Raw genomic sequence first — 24,517 nt, forward strand, 5'->3', positions numbered from 1 at the left:
AGAAGACGGCAGCAGGCTTTAAAGCTCACGCAAACTCTCCGCAGGTTGAATGCTGATGGCTCGCAGGGCACCGATCAAGGCGACCAGGGCTGCGACCAGAAAGGCCAGGAGCAAGGCCACCAGGCCATGCCAGACCGTGATATGACAAACGAACGTGCCGGTAGCCTGGCTGCTGCCCAGCAGCTGGTCGAACAGCAGGCTGCCGACGAAGTAGCTGCCCAACCCGCCCAGGTAGCCGACGACACTGAGCAGCAGCGCCTGCAGCACCACATAACCGGCCACCGCGGCGCTGCCAAACCCCAGCAGGCGCAGCACCGCGAGGTTGCGCCGCTTGCGGTCGATGTTGGCCAGGAAGGCCCCCACCAGCGAGGCGATGCAACCGATCAGGGCCGCCCCGGCAATGACCCCGAAGATCAGCCCCAGTACATGGTTGATCGCCTTGACGCTGTCGATCTCCGCCAGGCGGCTGCTGGTTTCAATGCGTTGCCCGTTGAGCCAGCGCTCCAGCGGCTCGACGCTGTCGATATCGCGTGTATACAGGCGGGCGCGGGCATAACCCAGCTTCACGCCATCCATGGGTTTGCCGGTGATGCCGCCAAGCCCCGCGACCTGATAGCCATCGCGGTAATACTCAAGGTCCAGCAGCAGTTCGGGGCTGACGAATGCCGCAGGACGGGCAAAGCGCGCCGGCTCCAGTACCGCGAGCACCTGCAAGGTACGCTCACCGCGCTCATTGATGCCGTCCAGACGCCGCGCAACGCGCAGGCGCACGCTGTCGCCAGCCTTGGCCGACAGGCGCTCGGCGGCGCGGGCACTGAGAATCACCTGGCCACCCTCCAGCGCACTCAAGGGCGATTTGAGCAATGGATCGTTGGCCTGGGTGGGGATGACCTCGACGTTATCGACGAAGCGGCCGCGTTCGCCGAGCAGATCGGCCTGGGTGTTGAGCGAGCGGGTCTGGCCAATGGCGAAGGCCACTTCCGGCCGCTGTCGCACCTGTTCCAGCCAGTCACGGTCGTAGTGGCCGCTGCTGAGCATCTTGATTTCCAGATTGCGCGGATCGCTCAGCAGCTCTTCTTGCAGTTGGCTCACCACTCCGTGCTTGAGTCCGAACAACAGCAGCAACGGGGCGATCACCGCCACCAACGAGGCGGCCATGCACAAGGTGACTTTCCGGTCGTGCCAGAGGTCGGCCAGTGACAGCCGGACCAAGAGGCCGAGGCGCTTATGCCAGGGGTTCAAAGCGCGTCTCTCCTTCGCCGTTGACCGCCACCAGGCGCGGTAGGCCGAACTGCTCGATCAAGGGCCAGTCGTGCGACACCACCAGGGCACTGAGGCCCAGCTCGCTGACCAGGTTGAGTAGCAGCTCGAACAGGCGCCGGGCGTTGTTCGGGTCCAGGGCCGCGGTGGGTTCGTCGGCCAGGAGCAGGCGTGGCTCGTGGGCGATTGCCCGTACGCAGGCCACCCGCTGGCGCTCACCGATGGACAGGGCCTGGGGCAGCTTGTCGAGCAACGGCCCCAGGCGCAGCGCCTCGACGGCCTTGTCGACCGCCTGGCTGTGATGGCTGAGCCCGAGCATGCGCCGTGGCAACTGGATGTTGTCGCGTACATTCAGAAACGGCAGCAGGCCGCCGTTCTGCAGCACGAAACCCAATTGCTGCGAGCGCACGGCGGCAAGCTCAGGTTGCCGGTCTTCGGCCAGCAACCGGCCGACGTCCAGTGCCTGTGGGCCCAGGTGGTAGCGGCCCAGAGACTGCGGCGCCAGCAGCAGGCCGATGGCTTCGAGCAGGGTGCTCTTGCCGCAGCCGCTTTCGCCGGTGATCGCGCAGATTTCACCCTGGCGCAGCTTGAGCGCGTCGAGCCTCACCCGGTGGGCGTGCGGGCCTTGCCCGCGCACCACCAGCAGTCCTTTGATATCGAGCATGGGGCTCAGGGCATCATTTCAAGCGGAACGGGGTAGACGTTATCGCGGCTGTCGCTACCGGGTGCCAGGGCAACCCAGCGGTCCACATCGGCGTTGTAACGCTGGTAGTGGCGCAGCTTGGTGCTCAGGTTGCGGATGAATTTTTCCTGGGCCAGGCCGTCCAGGCCTTTCCAGGTTTCTTCATCCAGGTTGAGCACTTCGCTCTGGTACGGCAGGTCTTCCAGGTACTCGCCCAGCACGCCCAGGTCGGCCACGCGGGTGGTCGAGCCTTGCTTGAGCTGGTTGGGGTCGGCGCCCATGGTCGCGGCCACCGAGCGCAGGCGGGTGAACATTTCGCTCGGCGAGATCATGCCTTCGTTGGCGGCGTCGACGATCTGCTTGAGCACATCGCTCAAATCGCTGAGCTGGGCCTTGGTCAGCAGCACCCGCACATCGGTGGTCGGCAGGTTCTGCTTGATCAGGTCACGGTCGCTGATCCAGGCCTGGAACACCGGTGGTGCCTGGGTGCCAGTGGTCTTGCCGAGGTAAGCCAACTGCATGGCGTGGCCGATCAGGGCGGCGTCTTCGAGCATCTTCTGCTCGGCAGGGTCAGCTTTGGCGTTGGTGGCGCTGCCGATGGCGTCTTCTCCCAGGTAGGCCGACTTCACCTGCTGGGTGATGGCGGCTGCCAGGCCATCGACCTTGCGGCCAAAGGCTTCGACATCGCCGGCATTGACCGGGTAGTAGAGCGAGGTGTTGGTGCCCGGGTAGTTCGACAGGGTCCGGTACTGGGCCTCGGCGCTGCTGTGGTTCTTCATGCCGCTCGGCGTTTTCAGGTGCAGGGTGTAGAGGGCGACGCCAGGGTTGCTGGCTTCGATCTTCACCTGCTCGGCGCCAAGGCCGGTGCCCGACAGCTTGTCGGTGCCGTCGATGGCCCCGGCGTCGGTGATGAGCACCACATAGCGGGCGCCAAACTGGCTCCAGTCGACCTTGTCCACCGCGTGCATCACACCGGCATAGGCGTCTTCATCGAAGGTTTTACTCGAGACCTTGGCCTGCTTGAGGTCGGCGACCTTGGCCATGAAGTCGGCACCGTCCTTCACGGTGTTCGGGTCGGCGTACATCTTGCTCACGTACTCAAGCCCCGGCACGGCCGTGGTGCTGGAGCGATAGGCGACCAGGCCGAACTTGACCTGCTTGCCCAGGTTTTCCTTCTCGATCTGCGTGTACACCCGCTTGATCGCTTCGCGGGTGCGATCAATGTACGGGTCCATGGAAATGGTCGAGTCGATGACGAATACAACGGCTGCGCTGAAGGCCTTCATCTGCGTCTTGGCGGCAACCGCGGCGTTGGCGGCCGGTGCGCTGCTGGCCGCATCGGCCTTGCTCACCGAAGCGACGTTGAGAATGCGGGTGCGGAAGCCTTCCTCGGTCATCACCTCTTCGCCACTGAGCACCGGCAGCAAGTAGAAGTTCTTTTGCAGGTCGACGAAGTACTCCGGCTCCTGGGCCAGCACGCCGGGCGCATCGATGCCCTGCTTGAGCTTGGCCCGCAACGGGGCGACCTGGCTGACCGGGTCCGGGGCATCGAGAATCCCCTCCAGCTGGCTGCGTTCCTTGAAGAACATCAGGCGGTCGCGATTGGCCGGGTTGGTGAACGCCAGGGTCAACTGCATCTTCCATTCGACGGTGCAGTCGCCCGGCAACCAGCCGATGCTCTTGCCCTGGGTGTCCGGCCCGACCCGCAGCCACTCTTGCGTGCCTACGGTGCTGCGCTCGTAAACGTAGAAGCGGCTGAAGGCCGGTTGGGCCGTGCCGGCCGCATCGCCAGCGGCGCTACCGAGCTTGCAGCTGGGGGTGGTCAGTACGCGCTGGAACAGGGTTTTCTTGCCCGCTTGCAGCAACGGCTGGTCGGCCGCCTGCACTGCCGGGCTCAGGCTCATGGCCAACAGGGCAGCGGCCAGGCCGCGCAGTGGCAGGCTCATGGCTTGAGCTCCTCGAAGCGTTGCTTGGCTTCGGCGTTGTTCGGGTCGAAGCCGAGGATGGTTTCATACCAGTACGCAGCGGTGGCGTTGTCGGGTGCCTTGAAGCACTCGCTTGCCTGGTGATACTTGGGGTCGTACTCGCGGGCATAGGCGCTGGCGATCTCGATGTCACCCCCTTGCGCACGGTTGGCGTACAAGCGCTGGGCGACCGCACAGTGATTGTTGGCCTTGGCCAGGTTGATCACCTCCAGCAGTGCGGCGCTGCCCGGTGCCTTCTGGATGCACGCTTGGACGAAGGCCAGTTCAGGTTGGCTCTGCATGCTTTCCAGCGTGCAGGGCTGGGCATCGGGTGTCGGGGCAGGTGAGGGCGTAGGCACTGGCAGCGTGGGTTCATCGACCATTGCCGGCTTTTGCAGGAACCACCAGAGGCCGGCGGTGATGATCAGGGCCAGCAGGGGCAGCAGCCACACCAGGCGGTTGATCTTTTTCGCTGCGACCGGGGCGGGCGCCTGGGGCGGCTCGGGCGCGGGCTCCGGCTGGGCGGGTGCTTCGACGACCGGTGCCAGCGGCTTGGCCTCGACCACAGGTTCGGGTGCGCGCGTCGGCGCGGGCGCCGGTACTGGCTCGGGCGCTTTTACGCCGGTCCAGGCAATCGACGACACCAGCTGCTTGTCCAGGCGCAGCATGGTCGCTTCACGCAGGTCCAGCACCTGGCTGTTCAGCTCGAAGCGAAAGTTGGCGCTGCCGCTGGCCGCCAGCAACGGATCGATCAGCTCCGGGCCGACCTGAACCTGAAGGGCGCCGTCCACCGCGGCCAGGCCCGACAGCGGGAAGCCGTGGGCCACATTGCTCCATTGTTTTCCTGGCTGCAGGAAATCGCGGGTCTGGCTGCTTTGCACCGAGTACGCCAGGCCTTCGCTGGCGTCTTCCCAGCCACTGATCCGCAACCACCCCTGCCCAGGGGTGTTTTCGCTCAACGGCAGCACATCAACTCTGATACCCATGCAATCAACTCGCTTCAAATGTGTTCAGCAAGACCGCCAGTTGGCGGCGTTGCTCAGTGGTAATTTCGGGGTCGGCGCCACTCTTGGCGTTTTCCTGGGTAAGCCAGGCCAGGCCCGATAACCAATCCACCTGGTAACGCTGCTCTTGATGCGAAGGCTGCTCGGACAACACCGGCAACTCACCCGGCGGCACCGAGCGATAGAAGCTGAACACCGGCGCAGGCGTGCCCAGCAGGCATTTGGGGCGCTCGGCTTCAGGCTTGGCCAGCAGGCCGAACCAGGAGAGGAAGTCGCGCATCGCCAACTGCACGGCCAGCACCTGGCGCTGCACCAGCTGCTCACGGCGCACGCCGCCTTGAGCACGATGGGTTACCGCCTGGTCCAGTTGCGCCATGAAGGCCTTGTTGCGCACGGCGCTGATCAGCTCTTCGGCAAGGGCCTCGACCACGTCCTTTTTCTGGCGCAGGCGTTGCAGCAGCAGTGGGCGCGTGCCCAGGTCGCGCATGTGCTTGATCCAGGCCTTGAGCGCAGCGCGGGCAAAGCGCTGTTCAGCGGTCAGGCGCTGGGTCAGGGCTTGCTTGGGCGCGGCCGCAGGTTCGGCCTGGGGCGTGGCGAACAGGTTGCCGAAGTTGAGCGCCGGGGCCAGGTTGGCGGGCGCATTGAAGGCGGGCTCCGGCTCGGCCTCGGCTTCGGCGTCCAGGCCTTCGATGTTGTAGATGCCGCCCAGGTACAGGTCGCGCAGTTCTTCCACCGGCACTTGCAGTGCGTGGATCAACTCACCGATGGCATCGGGGTCGGCGCCCAGGTTATTGAGCAAGAACTGGGTCTTCTGGCGCTTCTTGTCCAGCAGCTGTTCAAAGTCTTCTTCGCGCCACACATACAGGCCGTGCTCCAGCAGGTCGGTACGGCACTGCTGCAGTTGCTCTTCGATGCGGGTCAGCTTGAAATCAACGTTGGCCACGCCCTTGAAGCTGTTGCTGAAGCGGGTGATGCCGCCATCGTTGAGCCCAAGCATTGCCTGGAACGCATCGAGCGGGTCCTTCACGTGGCGCTTCACCGATGGGTTCTCGGCAAAGCACTGCTTCAGTTCATCCAGGCGCGTCACGTGCCGGGGCGTGAACTGGCCTTCATCGCCGCTGGCGGTATCCAGGTCGACGAAGGCGGTGTCTTCGCGGCGCGGCTTGCGTACCAGGTAGGTGTTGTTGAACGGCTCGCCCGACCAGTCTTTCATCCATTCAAGGTTGCCGAAGCGCTCGACCATGGTCAGCTTGATCATGTTCTCGCAGCCTTCGGGCAGCGATGCTTTCTCGATGCCCAAGGTGCTGCCGACGAAGGTGTCGAGCATGGTCAGGGCCCAGATCAGGCCGGGTTCGCGCTTGCTCCGCTCTTTGGCGGTCGCGCCTTGGGTGTTGTGAATCCAGCGGGTCAGCACCGGGCCGACGGTGACCACTTCGCTCTGTTTGTTGGTGGAGGTACACAGCACCAGGGCGTTCATCTGCTGCGAGTCGGTGTAGCGCTCGAACAGGTAGGCCACCTTGCCGCGCAGCAGCAGGGTCGCAATCGGGTTGATCTCTTCCACCGCGCTGGCGCTGGCGGCGTCTTCGATGCGCAGCAGCTTCTGGCGCGTGCGATAGCCGGGGAAGTCGAGCAGGTCGACTTCCTTGACCACCGGGTCCTTGGGCTGGTTGCTCAGGCGGAAGGTCATTTCGACCGTCAGCGCCGCCAGCTCGGCGATGGTCAGGCCGGTACTGGCCTGCGGCTTGCCGTCGCGTACCGGCACGACATTGACCGATACATCACGCCCGGTGCCCAGGCGTCCGAGGATATCCACGTTCATGATGTTGTGGACCTGGACGTAACCGCCATTTTCCTCGTGGACCAACACCGTCAGCGGGGCGTACACGGTTTGCGGGAAACCCATTTTCTGCAGGGCGCCGACCAGCTGCACATAGGTGTCGGTCAGCAGGGCCTGCTCGCCCCAGAGAATCGAGAACAGCTGGGCCCGCTGCCGGAAGTTCAGGCGCGGGGCCAGTTTCATCACCCGCGGCCAGTAGGTGTCGGCAAGCTTGCGCACCGATTTTTCGTAGTTGCCCTTGAGGTAGTCCCACAGTGCGACCACGTCATCGGCGGTGACGCCCGGCTGCAGGTTTTCTGCCTCACGGCCTTCAAACGCCTTGAGCGCCGACTGGATACGTTCTTCGGTGAATTCGTAGTCGAGCCGTTCCTGGTCGAAGTCTTCAAACCAGGTGTTGGCCAGGACCTTGGCCACTTCGATCTCGCTGAACAGCTTCAGCTCAACCGGGTTGTTGGCGTCGGGGCTCGGTTGTGCCCAGCGCGTGAAGCGGGTCACTACACCGGTGGCTTCCTTGCCCAGGCCCGTCGGGTTGACGTGCTTGAGGAAGTCGAGGGTCTTGCCGCCGAAATCGGTTTCCAGGCTGCCGTCGGTATCGGCGGCCAGCGAAGAAATCAGGTACGACTTGCCCGCCTGGGACAGGCCGAAAAAGCCGATCACCATCGGCGTTGCCGCGGCCTGCTGCAGGTCCCGGGCACGGTTGCGGGCCCGGTGCAGCCGCAGGTTCAGGCCATCGGCCTCGGCCTCGACGCTGGCGGCATTGCCACGTACCTGGTCAATCCACGCCAGCGCTTCTTCTGCGCCTTTGTGAACGGCGCCCCAAGCGCCCATCAGTTGTTGCTGCTTCGGCGTTAGATTGCTCATTTTCCTTTGACGTTCCCGCTGTCGAGCCAATAGTCACTGCCACTCAGGTTGCTGTTGGGCATGGTGTTGAGTGAGAGCTCAAGATCCCTTTCAAAGTCGAAATCGGCATCCTGGATGTTCGATTTCAGGTCGGAAATCACCAGCTTGTCGCTGATCAGTCCTTGCTCAAGCAGCAGGTCCGACGGCTCCTCGACGGCCAGGCGAATGCGCAGCACCGGTACTTCGCCACCCTTGCCCAGCGCCTGGGAGAAGTTGCGACTGCCGCGCGGCGTGAACCGCAAGGTGTAGAGGGGCGATGCCGACCAGCGCTCGGCGGCCAGTTGCCGGTAACCCAGGTGCATGTCGCCACGCATCTCCAGCCACGGCGTACCGCGCTCATCGCCTTCACCGACGACAGGGAGCGTGATGCGGCCCTTGTCGGATGTCAGGTTGTGATAGAGCACGTCGGCGTGCTTGATGGTGCCGGCGTTGTCGATCTGGCCGAAGTGCCGGATGGTCGAGTACGGCTTGAGGGCGGCGGTGCGGAAGTAGAAGTTCGGCACGCTGTGTTTGGCGCACAGCAGGCAGATCATCGCTCCAACCGATGCCGTGCTTTTCGGATCGTCGATCAGGCCATTCTTGTGGAACGGGTACCAGCCGCCGGTGCGGTAGTTCTGCAGCGGCAGGATGCGCCCTGGCGGCAAGGGCAGACGCTGGCGAATAAACGCCTGGATGCCCGGCAGGCGTGATGGCCGCCCGGTCAGCAGCAACACGTCGCAGCTGTAGTGGGAAATGACTTCGCACAGCTCGCTGAGCACTTTGGTGATGTTGATCTGCCCGCCGATGAAGGCGTCGTGGACTTTTTCGAGGTCCAGAGCCAGCGGCGTGCCGAGCAGGTCGAGTGTGCTGTCGCGGCCCACTTCACGGCGCACGGCGGCGTTGACGAACTCCAGCACGCTGTCGCTGACGATGGCATCGCCCAGCAACTGTTGCCAGCTTTGCTCAACCACCGGCAGCGGGGTTTCCGGGTCGTAGTGCTCGTAGGCCTTGAGCAGGGCCAGGCCCAGCGGCACGAACACCTGCAGGTTCAGTTGCTGGCGCAGCACGCGCTCCTGTGCGCTGGCCTCGCCGTTGCCGCACAGGCGCGACATCAGGGCATCCGGGGCATACACACCGGCTTGCTGCAGGGCACGACTGAACGACGGCAGGATGAATGCCTGGATCACATCCAGGAGGATGTCGTCGCCGGCAATCTTGAAGCCATCGCGAAAGCGTTGTTCCGGCACGATATGCACGTTGGCGCCATTGCCGCCGTTGTTGCCACGGTCCAGGCGGTAATCGGTAATCACCAGGTCTGTGGTGCCGCCACCGATGTCGATGGTGGCCAGGGTGATCTGCTCGGTCTCGGTCTTGTCCGGGCGTGCGAGGGTTTCAAAGAACTCTTCCGGGTGGCCGGCGAAGTTCTCGATCACCTCGTTGTACAGGTACACCAGCTGGCCGCAGCTGGCCTCGTCCCACTCCACACGGATGCTTGGCAACGGTGTGCGCGGGGTGATGCTCTTGTCCTTGAATGGGTTGCTTTCACCTTCGTGCCAACCCAGGCTTTTCCACACCAGCCCGACTGCCTCGAACATGCGATTGCTGAGGATGCTGCGCTCGGCCTGGGGCATGCCTGGCGGCACGGTCAGGGTGATGCTGTTGAGCAGGCGCGGCACCCGGGCATGGCCCTGGCGTGAACGCTGTGCCGGGCTGTTGATCTGCGACAGCGCCTGGGTCACGACTTCAGCGAGCATGAACGTCATCAGGTTGCTGCGCGAGTAATGCGGGGTGAACACCGGCATGTCGTTCTTCGGTGGCAGGTACAGGGCCTGGCCGAGATCGTTGATCAGGTGCGAGAACGGCGCGGCGGTCGCCAGCGGCTCCTTGTCGCTCTTCACATAGGAGGCGTTGAAGCGCCAGCCGTGGCCGTAGGTTTTCTCGTCCCAGAGGTAGCGTTTCGGGCTGGAGAGGCCGGTGGAACCCTCGGTGCCACGGCGGCGACTGGCCAGGCGCCCGGCTTCACCGCCGACGCGGGCGATGGTCGGCCACTGGAAGGCGTTGTGGCGCCCGCTCTTGATCGAGCAATGGTCTTTGCCGAAGTAGGCCTGGGCGAACTCGACGCGGCTTTCAAAGGCCTGGTTGTAGATGTGTTGCGGCTCGCACAGGTCGCGCAGCTCCAACACATAGTTGTTCTGCATGCCGGAGCCGGCCTGGCCGTGGTCTTCGATCAGGATGCCGCAGGTGCGCGAGTTGCCGACGTCCAGCACCAGGTCGACAGGGATCGGGCGGACAACGCCTTGGGCGTCGTTGGCCACGACTTTGATTTCCGGAATCTCGACCTTGGGCTTCTCGCTGCTTTGCTCGGCGGGTACCGGGCGGCGCAACAGGCTCAGCAAGTTGAGGTAGTGGCCCAGGTGGCGATTGCCCTGCAGGTCACGATCCAGGCGCTCGCGGGTCCAGTCGGCACGGGCCTCGGTGTACAGCTCGGTCAGCCATTCGCGAATCCAGCTCTGGGTCAGGAACCAGCCGTATTCGCGGGCGCTGCAGGCAATCTTGAAGGCCACACCGGAGCGCACGTCTTCCTCGTTCGGGGCCAGGTAGGCGGCGCCGTTGAGGGTCGGCAGGATGCGGCTGTCGAAGGCCAGGGTCAGGCGATGGGTGTTGCCGTCGACATCGGGTTCGGGCAGCTTCACCAGGCGCATCCGCGCCCAGTTGTTCGGGCCCTCGTCGAAGCGATAGGGCGGCATGAACCGCAGGAAGGGGATCGGCAGCCAGACGCCGTCGAACAGCTTCAGGCTTTCTTCCATGCTCAGGCGGAAGTGGGTGTCTTCGCTGGAGTCGAACTCCACCTGAACCACCTTTTCCGGCTCCGGCTCGTAGAAGTCCTTGTACTCCTTGGACCACAGCAGCCGGGTCGGGACCATGCCGTTGTTGAGCTGCACGAACTTGCCGGCCTGCTCGCCGTCTGGGCCCAGGTGCAGGGCGAAATCCATGAACTGGATGCCGGTGTCACTGACCAGCGTGACCGTTTCTTCGAACTGGGTGATTTCAGGCAACATCGTCTGCGTTTCTCGTGTTATTGGCCGGCTGGTTTCATCAGCATGTCGAAGTCGTCCGCACCGTAGTTGCCGGTGCAGTCGGCGACACTCTGAGCGCCTGGTTTGCAATTCACTTGGGGAAGTTCGTAGCTGCTGCCATCGGCGCAAGCCGCCTGGCCATCGCTATTGATCGACAGCGTGCCGCCGCTCATGGAGGCGGCCACCGGGGCATTGCAGCGCACGCCATCGGAGCGGCTGACCGTGGCCTGGCCCTTGCCGTTCTGGAAGTCGTACTTCAGGCTCAGGGGCTTGCCGGTGCCAACTTCCTGAATGCCGGCACCGTTGTAGTTGCCGTTGAGGAAGTCCGCCGCGCCGTCGCCAGCCTCGGGTGGAATGGTCAGCTGAGCGGCCTGCGGCTGCGGGTCAGGTGGAAGCTGGGGTGGCGCCGGAGGCTGTTGTACCTGGCCCTCGGCGGGAGGTTGCGGTGCGCTGGCGTCTGGCGGGGTGGTCGCCGGAGCACCTGGCGCAGTGGATGCGCCTGGCTCCGTTGATGGCGGCATATCGGCGGGCGGGGTACCGGCAGGTGGGTTCTGGCCGGGTGTCGGGGTCCCTGCGGGCAGCGTCGCACCCGTTCCCGAGCCATCACCTGGCACTTGACCGTTTACACCACCCGGCACTTGACCGTTCACCGACAAACCTTTGCCAGCAGAGAGGTCAGGCGGTGTCCCGTCTATGACTGTGTGGTGATTTTGCCCGGCTACGTCGCCATTGGACGGCGGGTTCCAGCCCAGGCTACCGCCCGGCCAGCAACTGCGCAGGCCAAACAGCAACAAGGCCAGCAACGGCAATAGCAGCAACAGCCACAACCAGCGCCGCCACCAGGGGCGCTTGGCTACGTCGGCGACCACAGGCGCCACTGTCGGCTGTGGTGGCGCGAGCGGAACGACCGGCGCAGGTGCGACAGGCTCGGCAACTTTTGCGGTGCTGGGATAGAGGCAGTGCAGGGGCTGGCGGCTGCGTTCGGCGCCGGCGTGGATAAAGCCCCAGAAGGTCAGTACCGGTTTACCGTCGACCAGGTAGACAAAGTTCTCGTCAGGGAAGGGCACCACGCAGGTCAGCAATTTGCCGAACACCGTGCGGTCACCCTGGGCACCGGGTTTGCTGCCAGGCAGCGGCTGGCCGTTGGCATCGAGGCCGAGCAGGTCATTGCTCAGTTCGTTGATCTTGTGTTGCAGCACCTCAAGTTGCGCGCGTGCAGGGGCGCGTTCTTCTTCGGTGGCACTGCTCCAGGGAATCACGTCGCCCGGGCGGTCGCTGTACCAGTCGATGGTACTGCCGCGCTCGTCCGATTGCGGAATGGCAAGGTGTTCAACCAGTTCGGGCTGGTCGGGGTTTTTGCGTCGAATGGCTTCGCGCAGCTGCAAGGCGGCCCGGTAGACCGGCTGGCCTGTTTCGCCAAGCGCAGTAAATGACTCACTTTTACCGCTGCGTAGCAGTACTCCGCGCATCCTTGCCCTACCTTTTGGCTCTTCCATGAAATTCGGGCGCGTCATAAAGGAGGCGCCAGAAATGTTGAGCAACACTAACGGCATGCGCAGAGGGCGTCAATTCAAATGGATGGCAATTTGCTATTGGTTCGCAGGGTAGCCCTCGAATGCGCTGAAACCACCGGTTTCAGGGGGTATTCAAGGTAGGCGCGGGCTTGCCCCGCGATAGCGATCAGGCTGTCACATCGCATCGCGGGGCAAGCCCGCTCCTACACAGTCGTTTAGTTGTCTTCCATGCCATCGAGCAATGCATCCACCAGCCCCTTGGCCATCTCCAGCGAATGCAGGGTGGACCAGAGGAAGCCCTTGTGGGCCGGGTCGATGTTGTCGAAGGCTTTGTAGCCGGTGTCGTAGGCGCAGCTCAGGTACAGCGAGGCATGCACCAGGGCGTCATGGGCAGCGATGCCGGAGCAGACGGCAAACAGGGGAGAGTGACCGGCCTGGCAGTTGCCGAAGACGGTGTGGGCGGTGGTGGAGGATTGGTCTAGCGGTGGGTCGCGTACGATTTTTTTCATGTCGGGGTTCCAGTCTGAACTGACACCGTAATCCGTTACCACACGAATGGGTGGCAGCTGTACGCGGGGTGGTAAACCGGTGCGGAACCCCAAAACCCGGCAGGCTCGAAAGCCTCCCGCGCACAGCCGCCATTGACTGCGTTGGGAATTCCACGGCGGGTTACCACACCCGATCACCGAGTTTTCGGTGACGGGGCGGAGCCTAGAGGTACTAATTCCCAGGGACAATCAGACGGCATTCGACAAGCGAGGCAGGGTATTTCCTAGGACCTATAAACAGCCAGCCCTTTCGATTGCTTGAAATAAAATCTGACATTCATGGCTCAGCCAGCAGTTAGACTGATAGCGCACTGCCATGAGCGGCGTATTCATAGAAGAAGCGTTGAGAGGATAGAGAATGAGTCTCTGGGATGACCTGAAAAAGAAAGCCGTCGACGCCAACCCCGAACTGGCTGCCAAGGCGGCCCAGGCACTGACCAAGGCCAAGGAACTGGCAGTCGAGGCCGGTCAGAAGGCGGCACCGGTGCTCAAGGAAGCGACCGAGAAGGCCGCCGCCTATGCCAATGAAAAGACCCCGATCCTCAAGGCGCAGGCGCTCAAGGCCATTGATGACGCCAAGGTGCGACGCGCCGAGCTCAAGGAGCGCGCCAAGCACGACAAGGCCGCTCGCGACGAAATGATCCGTACCATGTACGACATCAGCCTGTCGGCCGAAGACCCCAACTTCATCGACGAGCCGTTCAACCACTACGACCGCCAGCTGTGCTTCTTCATCGTCAGCGGCCAGGTGCTCGACACCCAGAAGCGCAACCAGACCCACATGAGTGCCAGCCATTCGCACCATTCCGGTGGCGGCTACATGGTCAATGGCTACGGATCGGTCGGCGGCAGCTCGTCGTCGATGCACGTCAGCACTCACCATGTGCAGGAGCATGAGTTCTGGGTCCGTTTGGACGACGGCAAGGAAGCCTGCTTCCAGTTCAACAACAGCAACGTGCGCATCCGTGAAGGGCAGTACGTCAGCATGCTGTTTGCACGCCCCGCCGACAGCAACAACGGCAGGATGGTCGCGCTCTACAACCACAACGCCGAAGCCAACTACAACGTGGCCTCGGCAGCCGAGATCAACCAGATGTTCAACCTGTACACGGTGGAGCCTGGGCTGTTCAACAAGACCGAGGTGACCACCACCCGCAAGCGGCTGCTGACGGAATTGGAGCGTCGCCTGGGCCAGTTGGCGAAGTACTCGGCGCTGCACGGCAAGGCGCCGGTGCAGGGTCAGTTGATCGAAGGCGAGCCGCAGGCCTGAAGGGCCGGGCGTGGGGCATAAAAAAAGGGCTCAGGTTTTAACCTGGGCCCTTTCATCTATATGGCGCACTCGGCGGGATTCGAACCCACGACCCCTGCCTTCGGAGGGCAGTACTCTATCCAGCTGAGCTACGAGTGCAACGCGGGCGCCATGATACCCATCTAGACTGGCGGCGTCCATCGTCAGAAACGGTGTAGGCAATTTCGCACACGCGGCTGTTTATAGATGTCGTTGATCCGAAAAAAGTCGCCGCACAGCGCTTTTTGTTCTTTTTTTTGAACACCCTATTGTCCTTTCTGTTCGTTGATCCTAGGATTCGTTTGAGATTTCAAACGCTCTCCTTTTTCTACAATCAATAATTCGCCCGTGCTCGCACGGTGCCGTTAAGGAAGCCGACATGCAGCTTAAAGACGCCCAGTTGTTCCGCCAGCAAGCCTTCATCGATGGCGTGTGGTTGGACGCGGACAACGGTCAGACCATCAAGGTCAATAACCCGGCCACCGGCGAGATCATCGGCACTGTGCCGAAGATGGGCGCGGCCGAAACCCGCCGTGCCATCGAGGCCGCCGACATGGCGTTGCCCGCCTGGCGCGCACTGACCGCCAAAGAGCGTGCTGGCAAGCTGCGTCGTTGGTTCGAATTGATGATCGAGCACCAGGACGACCTGGCCCGCCTGATGACCACCGAGCAAGGCAAGCCACTGGCCGAAGCCAAGGGCGAAATCGCCTATGCCGCCTCGTTCATCGAGTGGTTCGCTGAAGAAGCCAAGCGCGTTTATGGCGACACCATTCCTGGCCACCAGCCAGACAAGCGCCTGATCGTCATCAAGCAGCCAATCGGTGTGACCGCCGCGATCACTCCGTGGAACTTCCCGGCTGCGATGATCACCCGTAAAGCCGGCCCGGCCCTGGCCGCTGGCTGCACCATGGTGCTCAAGCCTGCTTCGCAAACCCCGTATTCCGCCCTGGCCCTGGTCGAGCTGGCACACCGCGCCGGCATCCCGGCTGGCGTGCTGAGCGTGGTGACTGGCAGCGCCGGCGACATCGGCAGCGAACTGACCGGCAACCCGATCGTGCGCAAGCTGTCGTTCACCGGCTCCACCGAAATCGGTCGCCAGCTGATGGCCGAATGCGCCAAGGACATCAAGAAAGTGTCCCTGGAGCTGGGTGGCAACGCCCCCTTCATCGTGTTCGACGACGCTGACCTGGACAAGGCCGTTGAAGGCGCGATCATTTCCAAGTACCGCAACAACGGCCAGACCTGCGTCTGCGCCAACCGTATCTACGTGCAGGACGGCGTCTACGACGTGTTCGCCGAGAAGCTCAAGGCCGCTGTGGCCAAGCTGAAGATCGGTAACGGTCTGGAAGACGGCACCACCACTGGCCCGTTGATCGACGAGAAAGCGGTTGCCAAGGTCCAGGAGCACATTGCTGACGCAGTCGGCAAAGGCGCCCAGGTACTGACCGGCGGCAAGCTGATCGAAGGCAACTTCTTCGAGCCGACCGTACTGGTCAACGTGCCGAAGAACGCTGCCGTGGCCAAGGAAGAAACCTTCGGCCCGCTGGCACCCCTGTTCCGTTTCAAGGACGAGGCAGAAGTCATTGCCATGTCCAACGATACCGAGTTTGGTCTGGCCTCGTACTTCTATGCCCGCGACATGAGCCGTGTGTTCCGTGTTGCCGAAGCGCTGGAGTACGGCATGGTCGGTATCAACACCGGTCTGATCTCCAACGAAGTCGCGCCGTTCGGCGGTATCAAGGCCTCGGGCCTGGGCCGCGAAGGTTCCAAGTACGGCATCGAAGACTACCTGGAAATCAAATACCTGTGCATCAGCGTCTGATCGCAGCGTAAGGCTTTACCTCTGCCAGCGGGGCGCGAGAGCGACGTCTCGCTGGCCTTTTTACACCGTACACCCAGTGGCCTGGGCCCCTGCAGCAGTCGATCAACGCATGCTGCCCGCAGTTGAATACCGGCCACTCCGACTTGAATCGCGCCATCTTGTGTGTGGCGAATTGAGGACACTATGAGCAAGACCAACGAATCTTTGATGCAACGTCGTGTCGCCGCTGTTCCACGCGGTGTTGGCCAGATCCACCCGATCTTCGCCGAGTCGGCAAAAAATGCCACCGTCACTGACGTCGAAGGCCGTGAGTTCATCGACTTCGCCGGCGGTATCGCGGTACTGAACACCGGTCACGTGCACCCGAAGATCATCGCTGCCGTTGAAGCCCAACTGCACAAGCTGACCCACACCTGCTTCCAGGTACTGGCCTACGAGCCTTACGTCGAGCTGTGCGAGAAGATCAACGCCAAGGTTCCAGGCGACTTCGCCAAGAAAACCCTGCTGGTCACCACCGGTTCCGAAGCCGTTGAAAACGCCATCAAGATCGCTCGCGCCGCCACTGGCCGTGCCGGTGTGATCGCCTTCACCGGCGCCTACCACGGTCGTACCATGATGACCCTGGGCCTGACCGGTAAAGTCGTGCCTTACTCGGCCGGCATGGGCCTGATGCCAGGCGGCATCTTCCGCGCCATCTACCCGAACGAGCTGCACGGTGTGAGCGTCGACGATTCGATCGCCTCCATCGAGCGCATCTTCAAGAATGACGCCGAAGCCCGTGACATCGCCGCAATCATCCTCGAGCCAGTTCAGGGCGAAGGTGGTTTCTATGTTGCGCCTAAAGAGTTCATGAAGCGTCTGCGTGCCCTGTGCGACCAGCACGGCATCCTGCTGATCGCTGACGAAGTACAGACTGGCGCTGGCCGTACCGGCACCTTCTTCGCCATGGAACAGATGGGCGTTGCTCCTGACCTCACCACCTTCGCCAAATCCATCGCTGGCGGCTTCCCGCTGGCCGGTGTGTGCGGCAAGGCCGAGTACATGGACGCCATCGCTCCAGGCGGCCTGGGCGGCACCTACGCCGGTAGCCCGATCGCTTGCGCCGCGGCCCTGGCCGTGATGGAAGTGTTCGAAGAAGAAAAACTGCTGGACCGCAGCAAGGCCGTTGGCGAGCGTCTGGTCGCTGGCCTGCGCAAGATCCAGGACAAGCACCCGATCATCGGTGACGTGCGTGCTCTGGGCTCGATGATCGCTGTCGAAGTCTTCGACAAAGCCGGTTCCCACACCCCGAACGCTGCTGCAGTGGCCTCGGTTGTGGCCAAGGCGCGCGACAAGGGCCTGATCCTGCTGTCGTGCGGCACCTACGGCAACGTCCTGCGGATCCTGGTTCCGCTGACCTCGCCTGATGAGCAACTGGACCAAGGTCTGGCAATCATCGAAGAGTGCTTCGCAGAACTCGCGTAAACTGTGACGCACTAGAAGAAAACCCGCTTCGGCGGGTTTTTTTTCGCCCAAAGGAATGCCAGGGGGCTAAGGTTCCCCGTAAGGAGACACCTAGGAAGGTGCACTGGATTGCGTGTAGAGAATTTTCGGAGAGTCGAACATGAGCATTGCCAACCCACCCAAAGCGCCCTGTGTGCTGATTGCCGAAGGCGACCCCTGGGTGCGTGACATGCTGAGCCAGATGCTCCTGAGTGTGCGTTGCGATGCGCGCCTGCAGGTATGCGCCGATGGCTCGCAGGCCCTGGCGGCGTTGTCGTGCAAGCCTGATTTGATCATTGCTGCCCGCGAGCTGCCCGGTGGCGACGGCCTCGACTTGCTGCGCAACGTGCGGGCCAAAGGCCGCCAGCCGGCGTTGCCGTTCATCCTGATGAGCAACCGCAGCGACAGCGCCAGCGTGCGCGAAGCCTTGCCGTTCGCGCCCACGGCGTACCTGAGCAAACCCTTGAACATGGACTCCTTGCGTCATCGCCTGGAGGACCTGCTGGTCAAGGTGGGTGAAGACATCGCCTGCCCGGTGGTGCCGTTGCAACCGGGCATGACCTTGCCGCGCTTTCTTGAGGGGCGCCGCGCCACCGCCGATGGCGGGCCGTTGCTGGCCGATGTGCAGCAGGCGATCAAGCGCAGCCTCAATCCCCAAGGGCTCAACCTCAAGACGCTGGAAGAAGAGATCCGCAACGATCCGCAGATCACGGCAGTGCTGATCGCCGCGGCCAACAGCGCCGCGCTGCACCGTGACGGCGCCGTGCAGACCCTGCTGCAGGCCCTGAACAAGCTGGGCACCACCCAGAGCATGAACCTGATCCTGGGCCTTGCCTTGAAGCGCAGTGCCAGGCTCAGTGACCCGCTGCTGGCGCAGCATGCCGAACACTTCTGGGCGTTGTCGCTGCATGCCGCCGAATTCGCCCGGACGCTGGCGCGGATGCTCGAACTGGATCAGGAGCGATGCTATTGCGCTGGCTTGCTGCATTGCCTGGGCGACCTGGCGCTGCTGCGCTGCTTGCAGGAGTGGCGCCTGGCCGGCGGCGAGCTGGATGAAGCGGCCGTCGAGCAGTCGCTGAACGAATTCGCCGCTGCCTTTGGCTCGGCCTTGCGTACTCGCTGGCGCTTGCCGTTGGAGCTGCGTGAACTGATTGCCGCGATCTATCAGTTGGGTGGTGGGGTGTACTCGCGTGAGGCACTGGTGATGAACCTGGCCGGGCAGCTGGCGCGATTGCCGGCGGATCAGGGGCTGGAAGCGCTCGCCGAGAGCAAGACCGCGCGCTTGCTCAAAGTGGGCATGCCAGAGCTGAGCCGCCTACGGCCCTTGTAGGAGCGGGCTTGCCCCGGTACAAACCGGAGACATCGTTTACATTTCAAACCGGGGACATGGTTTACAGGCTAATACGCATGATCAGGAGGTATCTGATCATGCCCTGGAACCAAGAGTCCCCCATGAATCAACGCATCAGATTGATCAGCGACTGGCTTTGCGGTGACTACACCAAGAGCCAGCTCGCACGACGTTTCAACGTCAGCCGTCCCACCGTGGACAAATGGATCGCCCGCTACACCGCTGCTGGTGCCAGCGGGCTGGTCGATGCCTCGCGCAAGCCGCACAGCAGCCCTCATCAGGTCGATGATGAAATCCTGATGCGCCTGATCGCCATGAAAGAGGCGCACAGCAGTTGGGGGCCGAAAAAACTCATCCAGCTTCTGCACCTTGAAGACCCATCCGTCGCCTGGCCCGCGCCAAGCACGGCCGGGCAATGGCTTGATCGCTGTGGGCTGGTGAATAAGCGCCGCCCCAAACGACGCTACGGCAAGAGCGCCACGCAGATGCGTGAGGCCAACGAGCCCAATCAGACCTGGTGCGCGGACTACAAAGGCCAGTTCAAAATGCTGAATGGCCAGTGGTGTTTTCCTTTGACGGTCACCGACCATGCCTCTCGGATGATTCTGGCCAGCCGCGCGCACGCCAAGGTCATGACCCAGCCGGTGCGTCAGACGTTTGAGCGGTTGTTCGAGGAACACGGCATGCCCGATGTCATCCGCAGCGATAATGGCATCCCGTTCGCCTCCCCAGGCTTGGCGCGGATGTCGACCTTGGCGGCGTGGTGGATCCGGCTAGGCATCTATCCCGAGCGAACCGGGCTGGGACGTCCGGACCAGAATGGTCGACACGAACGCATGCATCGCAGCTTGAAGGCCGAGCTTCCACTGGGGCAAAACTTCCTGGAACAGCAGCTTCTGCTGGAGCACTTTCGCCACGAGTTCAACCATGTGCGCCCTCACGAAGCGCTTGAAATGAAGCGCCCGGGCGAACTGTATGTGCCATCCAATCGCCCTTATCCGGGCTGTTTGCCCGATGTGGAATACCCGTCAGAAATGGTGGTACGAAGCGTCAGACAGAACGGCTCGATCAAATGGAAAGGCAAGCTGCTCTTCGTCAGCGAAGCCCTGGCCGGCGAGCGGATAGGGCTTAAGGAGGTGGAGGATGACACCTGGGAGTTGTACCTGTGTGACTATCCCTTAGGGAGGCTGGGACGCGGTGAGAACCGCGTCCAGGCCTAAAATGTGTAAACCATGTCTCCGGTTTACGGTGTAAAGGATGTCTACGGTTGTACACCCGCGATAGCGGTCTGTCAGCCACAGCGCCTCGCGGGGCAAGCCCGCTCCTACAGGTTTTCAGCCGCTCACGATCTGGTTCTTGCCCTGGCGTTTGGCCTGGTACATCGCCGCATCTGCCCGGGCGAACAGGCTGTCGAGGCTTTGGTCGGCGGCGGTGATGCCGGTCAGTCCCTGGCTCACGGTCACGCCGAACGCCTTGTTCTCATGGCTGAAGCTCAACCGCTGGATCTCCCGCTGCAAGCGCTCGGCAATCTGCCGGGCGATTTGCGGGGTGCAGCCTGGGAACACCGCCGCAAACTCCTCGCCACCGATACGCCCGAACAGGTCGCCGCTGCGTAATACAGCCTTGCCGGTGTCGGCGATGCGCTGCAGTACGTAGTCGCCTTCCTGGTGGCCGTAGGTGTCGTTGATCTGCTTGAAGTCATCGATATCCAGCAGCAGGAAGGTCAGGGGCGTCTGGTCCAGGCGGGCGGTTTCAAAGGCGTGATGGGCGCAGTCGAAGAAGTGTCGGCGGTTGCTGCTCTGGGTCAGTACGTCGGTGGTGGCCAGGCGTTGCAGCTCACCTTCGAGCTGTTTTTTTTCGGTGATGTCTTCGGCCATGCCGACAATGATCACTCGCTGGTGGGTATCGGCCTGCTGGCTGATAAAGCATTTGTCGCTGAGCCAGCGAATTTTCCCGTCGGCGGCGATGATGCGGTATTCGCGGTCTTCCACGGCGCCCTTCTCCAGGACTTCGGCCAGGCTGCGCTCGGCGTAGTCGAGGTCGTCGGGGTAGATGCTGTCGCGCCATTCGTTGAAGTCGGCCAGCAACAGGCCGGCGGGGCGACCGAAGATGCGTTCATAGGCCGGGCTGACATAGAGCACCTGGCGCGATTCCCAGTCGAAGGCCCAGAGCACGGCGTTGACGCTGTCGAGCAGCGAGCTGAACAACTGCTCGCGTTCACTCAGGCGTGCGACTTCGCCTTGGGCGTGCATCAGTGCCAGCAGGGTCTGGGCGGCTTCGGGGGGCGGATTACAGGGCTGGGACGACGGCTTCTTGTTGACCATGAGCGCGCAATTTTTCTCACACTGAGGTGGGCGGCCACGACCTGGCCCGCCACGCGGGCGATATGCCAGTCAGAGTGAGAATAGGCGGTGAAGTTCCAGGCGGTGTGCTCCGGGCCGGAGCACACCGATCAACGGCATCAGCCCAGAGCAGGGCGCAGGGAGTAGGTTTTCAGCTGGGCGGCAAAGTCGCGCAGCGACTGGATACCACTGGCCTCGGCCTCGTGTACCCATTCCTTGATGGCGGCCAGCATGTCGTGGCCGTTGGCGCTGGTACGGCCCCAGATCTGCTGCAGGGCCAGGCGTTTTTCGTAGATGGTCTTCAGCGCCTGGCTATGTTCGAGCATGGTCTGGATGCGCTGGTGATGACGGTCTTCAAGCAGGCTGGTTTCCCGCGACAGCAGACGCTTGGCACGACGGAACTGGTGGCGAACCGAGTCGTCGACCCGTGCCAGCTCCTGCTTGACCAGCGGTGCGATCACCAGCTTGCGGTACTGGGCCATGATCTGGAAGCGGTTGTTGAGGATCGCCATGGCGGTGTCCATGTCCAGCTGGCCCTTGCCTTCGACCCGGTGGGCGATGGGGGCGACCCGCTGAACCTTGGCCAGGCGCAGCCAGCAGAACAGTTTGATCCAGGCCCAGCCCATGTCGAACTCCCAGCGCTTGACCGACAGCTTGGCCGAGTTGGGGTAGGTGTGGTGGTTGTTGTGCAGCTCTTCGCCGCCAACGATGATGCCCCACGGCACCAGGTTGGTGGCTGCGTCGCGGCACTCGAAGTTGCGGTAGCCCACGGCGTGGCCCAGGCCGTTGATCACGCCGGCGGCCCAGAACGGAATCCACATCATCTGGATGGCCCAGATGGTGATGCCGATGGTGCCGAACAGCAGGAGGTCGATCACCGCCATCAGGACAATGCCGCCGAGCTTGTAGCGCGAGTAGAGGTTGCGCTCGATCCAGTCTTCAGGGCAGTTCTTGCCGTAGATGCGCAGGGTTTCAGGGTTGCGCGCTTCTTCGCGGTACAACTCGGCACCCTTGCGCAGGACGGTGGACAGGCCCTTGATCACCGGGCTGTGCGGGTCGTCGACGGTTTCGCATTTGGCGTGGTGCTTGCGGTGGATGGCTGTCCACTCGCGGGTGTTCTGCGCGGTGGTCAGCCACAGCCAGAAACGGAAAAAGTGCTTGAGCCCGGCGTTGAGTTCCAGCGAGCGGTGGGCGGAATAACGGTGCAGGTAGACGGTGACACTGACGATGGTCACATGGGTCATGACCAGGGTGACTGCCAGCAATTGCCAAGCCGACAAGTTCAGCAAACCTTGGTACCACATAGGCGTAGGGGCCCTCTAGAACATAAGGAACAGCAGGGCAGCATTATCGCTGCACGGGCAAATAAAACCAGTCGGCCTTTTAGATAGGAGGCCACAGGAAGTTTCTATCTTATAATCCCCCAACTTTTTCAGTGGGCTTGTTCAGGACCTTATGTCTGCTTCCATTCGAGACGCCTTGCGCATGGCGGCGCTTTACCTGGTGCTGTCCGTGCTTTGGCTGGCGCTGTCTGATCAAATATTGAGCAGTCTTTTCGATAATCCGCAGCAGTTGGCCCGCTGGCAACTGCTCAGCGCTCACCTCTGGGTGCTGTGCAGCGCGTTGTTGATCTTCACCTCCCGTGCCCGGCTGTTGAACTTCATCGGCGTGGGCGCGCGCTTGCGCCGCGAAGACCGCGAACGCTTGCGCATGGCTGCGGCGGTGTTCGACAGCACCCTGGAAGGCGTGCTGGTCACCAACCGTGACGGCATGATCGTGCATGTGAACCGCGCCTTCATGCAGATCACCGGGTACGAGAAAGAAGAAGTGCTCGGACAGCGCCCGAACAAGTTCAAGTCCGGACGCCATGGTCCCGCGTTCTATCAGCAGATTTTCGCCACCCTGGCAGAAAAGGGCGAATGGAGCGGCGAGATCTGGAACCGCCGCAAAAGCGGCGAGGTGTATCCGCAGTGGCAAACCATCTGCTCGATCCGCGACGACAGCGGTGAGTTGAGCCACTACGTGGCGGTGTTCAGCGATATCAGCGCGATCAAGCACAGCGAACGCGAGCTGGCTTACCTCGCCCACCATGACCCGCTCACCGACCTGCCCAACCGCCTGCTGTTCAACGACCGCGCCGAGCAGGCGCTGGCGGCGGCCCAGGCCAACAAGCGCGGTTGCGCCTTGTTGTTGCTGGACCTGGACCACTTCCAGAGCATTAACGATGGCCTTGGCCACAATGTTGGCGACCAGTTGCTCAAAGTGGTGGGCGATCGGCTCAAGCACTTGCTGGGGGGTGGTGTGACCCTGGCGCGCCTGGGCGGCGACGAATTTGCCGTGCTGGCTGAAAATTGCCCGCAGGTAGGGCAGGCGGCGGCACTGGCGCAAAGCATCATCGACGGCCTGAAAGAGCCGTTCGAGCTTGATGCCCAGCGGTTGTTCATCAGCGTCAGCATCGGCATCAGCCTGTTCCCCGGCGACGCCCTGAGCGCCGAGCAACTGTTGCGCAACGCCGACTCGGCCTTGTTCAAGGCCAAGTCGTGCGGCCGCGCCGGTTATGCGCTGTACACCGAAGAACTGACCGCCCACGCCCAGCAGCGCGTAGAGACGGCCGGTGAACTGCGTCGGGCGCTGGAACAGGAAGAGCTGCGGGTCTACTACCAGCCGGTGCATGACCTGCTCACCAGCAAGATGATCGGCGTCGAGGCGCTGGTGCGCTGGCAGCATCCGCAGCGCGGCCTGGTGCCGCCGGGCGAGTTCATCCCGATTGCCGAGCGCACCGGCCTGATTGCCGACATCGACACCTGGGTGCTGAACCAGGCCTGCACGCAGATGGTCGAGTGGCAGTCCGCCGGCCGGCAGCTGGAGTTTGTGGCGGTGAACCTCTCCAGTCGCCTGTTCGGCCAGCGTGATCTGTTCCAGCAGGTCGCCAAGGTGCTGCACGACACTCAACTTGCGCCGGGCCTGCTGGAGCTTGAGGTGACGGAAAGCGCGGTGATGGAAGACCCCGAGGTGGCCCTGGAGCAATTGCATCGGCTGCGCGAACTGGGCTTGCGCCTGGCGATTGATGATTTCGGTACAGGCTATTCCTCGTTGCTGCGCCTGAAGCGCTTGCCGGTGCAGAAGCTCAAGATCGACCAGGGCTTTGTCGCAGGCTTGCCCAGCGATGAAGATGATGCAGCGATTGTGCGGGTGATCATCGCCCTGGGCTGCAGCATGGGCATGGAGGTGCATGCCGAGGGTATCGAGCAGGCCGAGCAGGCGCAGTTCCTGCTGGATCAGCAGTGCCAGATGGGGCAGGGCTACTGGTTCGGGCGGCCGGTGCCAGCGCAGCAATTGCGCTGGGCTTGAAGGCCCTGTCGCGGGGCCAGCCCGCTCCTGCAGATCCCGGTAGGAGCGGGCTCGTCCCGCGATTGTTTTTGGTTATATAAAAATTCTTAAATAGTATTTTTAAGAATAATCACGCG

The 24,517-nt window shown here is 62.7% G+C and carries 16 protein-coding genes and 1 tRNA gene; 6 read left to right on the forward strand and 11 right to left on the reverse strand.

The annotated features are described in order from the left end of the window. Positions 1-18: 18 nt before the first annotated feature. The 8 genes from U9R80_RS00755 to U9R80_RS00790 form a co-directional block, all read right to left on the reverse strand. Positions 19-1,242 (reverse strand): ABC transporter permease, encoded by a 1,224-nt coding sequence (locus tag U9R80_RS00755; RefSeq protein ID WP_301843070.1) that lies wholly within the window; start codon positions 1,240-1,242, stop codon positions 19-21. Next, positions 1,226-1,924 carry an ABC transporter ATP-binding protein gene (locus tag U9R80_RS00760; RefSeq protein ID WP_301843069.1) on the reverse strand — a complete coding sequence of 233 codons (699 nt, stop codon included), beginning with the start codon at positions 1,922-1,924 and terminating at the stop codon, positions 1,226-1,228. The genes U9R80_RS00755 and U9R80_RS00760 overlap by 17 nt, the downstream gene beginning before the upstream one ends. Before the next feature lie 5 nt (positions 1,925-1,929). Further along, entirely contained in the window at positions 1,930-3,888 is a 1,959-nt protein-coding gene (locus tag U9R80_RS00765; protein ID WP_442964929.1) for a vWA domain-containing protein, read from the reverse strand. After that, positions 3,885-4,892 (reverse strand): hypothetical protein, encoded by a 1,008-nt coding sequence (locus U9R80_RS00770; RefSeq protein ID WP_301843067.1) that lies wholly within the window; start codon positions 4,890-4,892, stop codon positions 3,885-3,887. The genes U9R80_RS00765 and U9R80_RS00770 overlap by 4 nt, the downstream gene beginning before the upstream one ends. A gap of 4 nt (positions 4,893-4,896) precedes the next feature. Beyond that, entirely contained in the window at positions 4,897-7,608 is a 2,712-nt protein-coding gene (locus tag U9R80_RS00775) for a virulence factor SrfC family protein (protein WP_301843066.1), read from the reverse strand. Further along, complete coding sequence (locus U9R80_RS00780; RefSeq protein WP_301843065.1) at positions 7,605-10,685, reverse strand: virulence factor SrfB; 3,081 nt, start codon at positions 10,683-10,685, stop codon at positions 7,605-7,607. The genes U9R80_RS00775 and U9R80_RS00780 overlap by 4 nt, the downstream gene beginning before the upstream one ends. A gap of 17 nt (positions 10,686-10,702) precedes the next feature. Continuing rightward, the gene (locus U9R80_RS00785; RefSeq protein WP_301843064.1) at positions 10,703-12,172 is read right to left on the reverse strand and encodes an SrfA family protein; all 1,470 of its coding nucleotides are present in this window, start codon (positions 12,170-12,172) and stop codon (positions 10,703-10,705) included. A 260-nt stretch (positions 12,173-12,432) separates the two neighbouring features. Then, positions 12,433-12,726 (reverse strand): DUF3077 domain-containing protein, encoded by a 294-nt coding sequence (locus tag U9R80_RS00790; RefSeq protein ID WP_301843062.1) that lies wholly within the window; start codon positions 12,724-12,726, stop codon positions 12,433-12,435. Between the two features lie 397 nt (positions 12,727-13,123). Between U9R80_RS00790 and U9R80_RS00795 the strand changes: the two genes are divergently transcribed. After that, positions 13,124-14,035 (forward strand): hypothetical protein, encoded by a 912-nt coding sequence (locus U9R80_RS00795; RefSeq protein WP_301843061.1) that lies wholly within the window; start codon positions 13,124-13,126, stop codon positions 14,033-14,035. Positions 14,036-14,096: 61 nt separating this feature from the next. Here U9R80_RS00795 and U9R80_RS00800 read toward each other — a convergent pair. Next, a tRNA-Arg gene (locus tag U9R80_RS00800) sits at positions 14,097-14,173 on the reverse strand. 259 nt (positions 14,174-14,432) lie between these two features. On the opposite strand from U9R80_RS00800, the gene gabD reads away from it, so the two are divergent. From gabD to U9R80_RS00820, 4 genes are all read left to right on the forward strand, one after another. Then, complete coding sequence (gene gabD / locus U9R80_RS00805; protein WP_301843060.1) at positions 14,433-15,875, forward strand: NADP-dependent succinate-semialdehyde dehydrogenase; 1,443 nt, start codon at positions 14,433-14,435, stop codon at positions 15,873-15,875. A gap of 183 nt (positions 15,876-16,058) precedes the next feature. Further along, entirely contained in the window at positions 16,059-17,339 is a 1,281-nt protein-coding gene (gene gabT / locus U9R80_RS00810) for a 4-aminobutyrate--2-oxoglutarate transaminase (protein WP_028943828.1), read from the forward strand. A gap of 139 nt (positions 17,340-17,478) precedes the next feature. Further along, the gene (locus U9R80_RS00815) at positions 17,479-18,687 is read left to right on the forward strand and encodes a response regulator (protein ID WP_301843059.1); all 1,209 of its coding nucleotides are present in this window, start codon (positions 17,479-17,481) and stop codon (positions 18,685-18,687) included. 98 nt (positions 18,688-18,785) lie between these two features. Further along, positions 18,786-19,928 carry a helix-turn-helix domain-containing protein gene (locus U9R80_RS00820; protein WP_442964933.1) on the forward strand — a complete coding sequence of 381 codons (1,143 nt, stop codon included), beginning with the start codon at positions 18,786-18,788 and terminating at the stop codon, positions 19,926-19,928. Between the two features lie 114 nt (positions 19,929-20,042). Here the strand turns inward: U9R80_RS00820 and U9R80_RS00825 are convergent, their stop codons facing one another. Both U9R80_RS00825 and desA read right to left on the reverse strand, forming a co-directional pair. Further along, entirely contained in the window at positions 20,043-21,032 is a 990-nt protein-coding gene (locus tag U9R80_RS00825; protein WP_301838650.1) for a GGDEF domain-containing protein, read from the reverse strand. 137 nt (positions 21,033-21,169) lie between these two features. Continuing rightward, positions 21,170-22,354 (reverse strand): delta-9 fatty acid desaturase DesA, encoded by a 1,185-nt coding sequence (desA, locus tag U9R80_RS00830; protein ID WP_301838648.1) that lies wholly within the window; start codon positions 22,352-22,354, stop codon positions 21,170-21,172. A gap of 151 nt (positions 22,355-22,505) precedes the next feature. Between desA and dibA the strand changes: the two genes are divergently transcribed. Then, entirely contained in the window at positions 22,506-24,401 is a 1,896-nt protein-coding gene (dibA, locus tag U9R80_RS00835; protein WP_301838646.1) for a phosphodiesterase DibA, read from the forward strand. The last annotated feature ends 116 nt before the right edge of the window (positions 24,402-24,517 follow it).

The organism is Pseudomonas sp. JQ170C, assembly GCF_035581345.1.
Taxonomy (GTDB): domain Bacteria; phylum Pseudomonadota; class Gammaproteobacteria; order Pseudomonadales; family Pseudomonadaceae; genus Aquipseudomonas.

Bases quoted from the DNA above. Each gene is read 5' to 3' on its own strand.
- U9R80_RS00760 (WP_301843069.1), bottom strand. From the start codon at position 1,924: ATGCTCGATATCAAAGGACTGCTGGTGGTGCGCGGGCAAGGCCCGCAC.
- U9R80_RS00765 (WP_442964929.1), bottom strand. From the start codon at position 3,888: ATGAGCCTGCCACTGCGCGGCCTGGCCGCTGCCCTGTTGGCCATGAGC.
- U9R80_RS00770 (WP_301843067.1), bottom strand. From the start codon at position 4,892: ATGGGTATCAGAGTTGATGTGCTGCCGTTGAGCGAAAACACCCCTGGG.
- U9R80_RS00775 (WP_301843066.1), bottom strand. From the start codon at position 7,608: ATGAGCAATCTAACGCCGAAGCAGCAACAACTGATGGGCGCTTGGGGC.
- U9R80_RS00780 (WP_301843065.1), bottom strand. From the start codon at position 10,685: ATGTTGCCTGAAATCACCCAGTTCGAAGAAACGGTCACGCTGGTCAGT.
- U9R80_RS00785 (WP_301843064.1), bottom strand. From the start codon at position 12,172: ATGCGCGGAGTACTGCTACGCAGCGGTAAAAGTGAGTCATTTACTGCG.
- U9R80_RS00790 (WP_301843062.1), bottom strand. From the start codon at position 12,726: ATGAAAAAAATCGTACGCGACCCACCGCTAGACCAATCCTCCACCACC.
- U9R80_RS00795 (WP_301843061.1), top strand. From the start codon at position 13,124: ATGAGTCTCTGGGATGACCTGAAAAAGAAAGCCGTCGACGCCAACCCC.
- gabD (WP_301843060.1), top strand. From the start codon at position 14,433: ATGCAGCTTAAAGACGCCCAGTTGTTCCGCCAGCAAGCCTTCATCGAT.
- gabT (WP_028943828.1), top strand. From the start codon at position 16,059: ATGAGCAAGACCAACGAATCTTTGATGCAACGTCGTGTCGCCGCTGTT.
- U9R80_RS00815 (WP_301843059.1), top strand. From the start codon at position 17,479: ATGAGCATTGCCAACCCACCCAAAGCGCCCTGTGTGCTGATTGCCGAA.
- U9R80_RS00820 (WP_442964933.1), top strand. From the start codon at position 18,786: ATGCCCTGGAACCAAGAGTCCCCCATGAATCAACGCATCAGATTGATC.
- U9R80_RS00825 (WP_301838650.1), bottom strand. From the start codon at position 21,032: ATGGTCAACAAGAAGCCGTCGTCCCAGCCCTGTAATCCGCCCCCCGAA.
- desA (WP_301838648.1), bottom strand. From the start codon at position 22,354: ATGTGGTACCAAGGTTTGCTGAACTTGTCGGCTTGGCAATTGCTGGCA.
- dibA (WP_301838646.1), top strand. From the start codon at position 22,506: ATGTCTGCTTCCATTCGAGACGCCTTGCGCATGGCGGCGCTTTACCTG.